Annotated in this window: 6 protein-coding genes; 4 read left to right on the top strand and 2 right to left on the bottom strand. The window is 70.0% G+C overall.

The window, feature by feature from the left end; translation table 11 throughout:
- Positions 1–67 precede the first annotated feature (67 nt).
- The gene (gene rpsN / locus ABZ883_RS43080) at positions 68–373 is read right to left on the bottom strand and encodes a 30S ribosomal protein S14 (protein WP_360917783.1); all 306 of its coding nucleotides are present in this window, start codon (positions 371–373) and stop codon (positions 68–70) included.
- Positions 373–609, bottom strand: coding sequence for a 50S ribosomal protein L28 (rpmB, locus tag ABZ883_RS43075; protein WP_360917781.1), 237 nt, complete (start codon positions 607–609; stop codon positions 373–375). The genes rpsN and rpmB overlap by 1 nt, the downstream gene beginning before the upstream one ends.
- A 66-nt stretch (positions 610–675) precedes the next feature.
- On the opposite strand from rpmB, the gene rpmG reads away from it, so the two are divergent.
- The 4 genes from rpmG to rpsR are packed head-to-tail and all read left to right on the top strand — an operon-like array spanning position 676 to position 2,561.
- Complete coding sequence (rpmG, locus tag ABZ883_RS43070; RefSeq protein WP_201843023.1) at positions 676–840, top strand: 50S ribosomal protein L33; 165 nt, start codon at positions 676–678, stop codon at positions 838–840.
- Between the two features lie 21 nt (positions 841–861).
- On the top strand, positions 862–1,119 hold the full coding sequence (locus tag ABZ883_RS43065) for a type B 50S ribosomal protein L31 (RefSeq protein WP_360917779.1): 258 nt from the start codon (positions 862–864) through the stop codon (positions 1,117–1,119).
- Positions 1,116–2,282: a GTP-binding protein gene (locus tag ABZ883_RS43060; RefSeq protein ID WP_360917777.1), complete on the top strand. Its 1,167-nt coding sequence runs from the start codon at positions 1,116–1,118 to the stop codon at positions 2,280–2,282. The genes ABZ883_RS43065 and ABZ883_RS43060 overlap by 4 nt, the downstream gene beginning before the upstream one ends.
- 42 nt (positions 2,283–2,324) lie before the next feature.
- Positions 2,325–2,561 (top strand): 30S ribosomal protein S18, encoded by a 237-nt coding sequence (rpsR, locus tag ABZ883_RS43055; RefSeq protein ID WP_360917775.1) that lies wholly within the window; start codon positions 2,325–2,327, stop codon positions 2,559–2,561.
- Positions 2,562–2,645 lie beyond the last annotated feature (84 nt).

Below are 2,645 nucleotides of genomic sequence, written 5' to 3'. Positions count from 1 at the left end.
GAACACGGCGGGCCCCGCCCCATGAGGTGCGCGGCCCGCCGCCTGCTGGGTCATCCGTGGGGCACTGCTACCAGGAGGACTTGGTCACGCCGGGCAGGAATCCGGCATGGGCCTGTTCGCGCATCCGCACGCGGGAGAGCCCGAACTTGCGCAGATGGCCACGGGGGCGGCCGTCCACGCTGTCACGGTTGCGGACGCGCGTGGGGCTGGCGTCACGCGGCTGGCGGCGCAATTGCGACTGCGCGGCCTGGCGTTCGGCTTCCGTGCTGGACGGGCGTCGGATGATCTCCTTCAGTTCGGCACGTCGCGCCGCGTAGCGCGCCACCGTCTCCATGCGCTGGTCGTTGCGGGCGATCTTGCTCTTCTTGGCCATCAGACCTTTTCCCCTCGGGCTCGGATGCGGGCGACGGCGGCCTCGATGCCGATCGCGTCGATGGTCTTGATGGCCTTGGCGCTCAGCGTGAGGCGGACGTGCCGTCCCTCACTGGCGAGCCAGTAGCGCTTGGTCTGGACGTTGAGGTTGAACCGGCGCGAGGTGCGCCGGTGGGAGTGGGAGATCCGGTTGCCGAAGCCCGGCTTGGCGCCGGTGAGCTGACAGTGGGCGGACAAGGGACTACCTGCTTCCTGCGGACAACCGCGTTTCGCTAATGAAAACCATTCCCATATAGTAGCGGCATGGCTCGCAACGAACTCCGTCCCGTCATCAAGCTCCGCTCCACCGCAGGAACCGGCTACACCTACGTGACCCGCAAGAACCGCCGCAACGACCCGGACCGCATGGTCCTGCGCAAGTACGACCCGGTGGCCGGACGGCACGTCGACTTCCGCGAAGAGCGCTGACCCCCACCAGGAGGCAATCCCATGAAGCAGTCGATCCACCCCGCCTACGGCCCGGTCGTCTTCCGCGACCGCAGCGCCGACTTCGCGTTCCTGACCCGCTCCACACTGACCAGCGACAAGACCGTCCTGTGGGAAGACGGCAACACCTATCCCGTCATCGACGTCGAGATCTCCAGCGCGAGCCACCCCTTCTACACCGGCACGGCACGGGTCCTGGACACCGCCGGACGCGTCGAGCGGTTCGAGCGCCGGTACGGCCGACGCGAGGGCGCCCGATGAACGAGGAGGCCAGCCGGCTGCCCGTGGTGATCGTCGCCGGCCTGCACGCGGATGCCCGCCGGTACGTGGTGGACCGCCTGCTGCACACCGTGCCGGGAAGTGTCGCGCTGCACCACGACCTGTCGACGGCACAGGACACCTGGGTGCGGCGCACCGTGCGCGACGCCTCCGGCGAGTTGGACAGCGGCACTGCCCCGCTGGTCAACGACTGCGCCTGCTGCGCCCTGCGCGAGGACCTGCTGCCGGAACTCGAACGCCTGACGGGCAGCGGCCTGACCACGCTCGCCGTCGTCGAGCTGTGGGACTCCGTGGAACCCAAGGCGATGGCCGAGGTGATCTGCGCGCACGGAAGCCGGAGCATGGAACTCACCGGCGTCATCACCGCCGTCGACCCCGCGCTGATCCTTCCCTACCTCGCCAACGGCGACGATCTGGCGGAGGCCGGCCTGCAAGCGGCCCCCACCGACGAACGCACCATCGGGGACACCTGGGCCCGGCAGCTGGAGTACGCGCCGGTCATCGCACTCGTCCACAGCGCGGAGACCGACGAGCGGGACGACCAGGACGCGGCACTGCTGACGCAGCTCCATCCCACGGCCCGTCACGTGTCGGCCGATTCGGGGGAACTGGCTGCCGCGGCTCTTGCGGGCTTCGACGTCGAAGCGGCAGCAGCGGCTCAGCACCCCGCATGCGCACTGCTCCCACAGGAAGCGGACGAGCACGGCGTCGCCACGGTGGTGTGGCACCGAACGCGGCCCTTTCACTCCGAACGCCTCTACCAGGCCCTGGAGGATCTGTCGTGCGCGGCCGCCCGCAGCCGCGGGCGGTTCTGGCTCGCGGACCGGCCGGACACCCTCCTGTCGTGGGAGGCCGCGGGCGGAGCCTTGTGCGTCGAGGAGACCGGGCCCTGGCTGGCCGCACTTCCCGACGCCGCCTGGGAGATGGTCCCGCCCGTGCGCAGGGCCGCCGCGGCCCTGGACTGGCATACCGAGCACGGCGACCGCTGCCAGCATCTGGTCTTCACGTCACCCGGTCTGGACCGGGAAGGGCTGGTGCAGCTCCTCGAATCCTGCCTGCTGACCGACGCCGAGTACGGTGCGGGGCCGGAAGCCTGGAGGCGCCTGCCCGCCGCGTTCGACGCTCTCCTCGACCCCATTCACTGACCTCGCCCGAACGTGTCCGGCGCATCACCCACAAGGAACCTCATGGCTCGACGTCTCGCTCCCCACAAGGCCGTCAAGGCCCGCCCCAACCCGCTCGAGGTGGCCGGGATCACCTACATCGACTACAAGAACACCGACCTGTTGCGGAAGTTCATCTCCGACCGCGGCAAGATTCGCAGCCGCCGCGTCACCCGCGTCACCGCCCAGCAGCAGCGCCGGCTGGCACGGGCGATCAAGAACGCGCGCGAAATGGCGCTTCTGCCCTACGCGCATCGGTAGAAGTCCGCGCGCCGGCTCCCGCGGCCGTCCGCCTCGGCAGGCGCCCGTACCGCGGGTGGGGGCACCGCCCCTGCGGTGTCCCCA

Source organism: Streptomyces sp. NPDC046977 (assembly GCF_040644455.1).
Classification (GTDB): Bacteria; Actinomycetota; Actinomycetes; order Streptomycetales; family Streptomycetaceae; genus Actinacidiphila.
This window is presented reverse-complemented; position numbering and strand designations above follow the sequence as displayed.